The sequence below is a fragment of the Sphingomonas sp. P4_G2 genome (genome assembly GCF_056401155.1).
The window spans coordinates 1-515 of sequence record NZ_JBFUJY010000025.1 but is presented as its reverse complement, the minus strand read 5'-3'; the positions used below and the strand labels follow the sequence as shown (position 1 = coordinate 515).

Below are 515 nucleotides of genomic sequence, written 5' to 3'. Positions count from 1 at the left end.
ATGAAGTCGCCTGAGTGGAGTTGCGCGGTAGTGACCCCGGTCAAGGTCAGCTGGTCGCCATTGCCGAGGTCGATCACCGCGTTGCCGCCGACATCGTGGGTAGCGTTGATCACGTCCTGGTAGCTGGCAAAGCCGATCGCGGTGAGGTCGATCTTGTCGGTCCCTGCCACGAAGTCGCCGATACTGTCCTGGCCGGTGCCGTGCGCGAACACGAACTTGTCGGCACCACCGCCGCCGAACAGCGTGTCGTTGCCGCCATAGCCCATCAGCGTGTCGGCACCGCTGCCGCCGGTCAGCGTGTTGGCGCCGTTATTGCCCTGGAGCAGGTGCGACCAGGCGTTGCCGGTCAGGTTGATCGCCGTCGTCGCATTGGCGTCCGATGCCGCCAGCCGCTCGACCTGGGCATTGGCGTTGAGCGTATAGCTGACCGTCGCCAGCACGGTGTCGGCAGTGCCTTCATTGGCATTCTCGACGATCACGTCGCCGGCGTTACGGACGTAATAGACGTCGTTGCC

The 515-nt window shown here is 64.3% G+C and carries 1 protein-coding gene; it reads right to left on the bottom strand.

Features of this window, described 5'->3' with window-relative positions:
- Positions 1-515, bottom strand: a 515-nt coding sequence (locus tag AC1DRD_RS22755) for a calcium-binding protein (RefSeq protein WP_478043157.1), incomplete at both ends; no start/stop codon positions are given.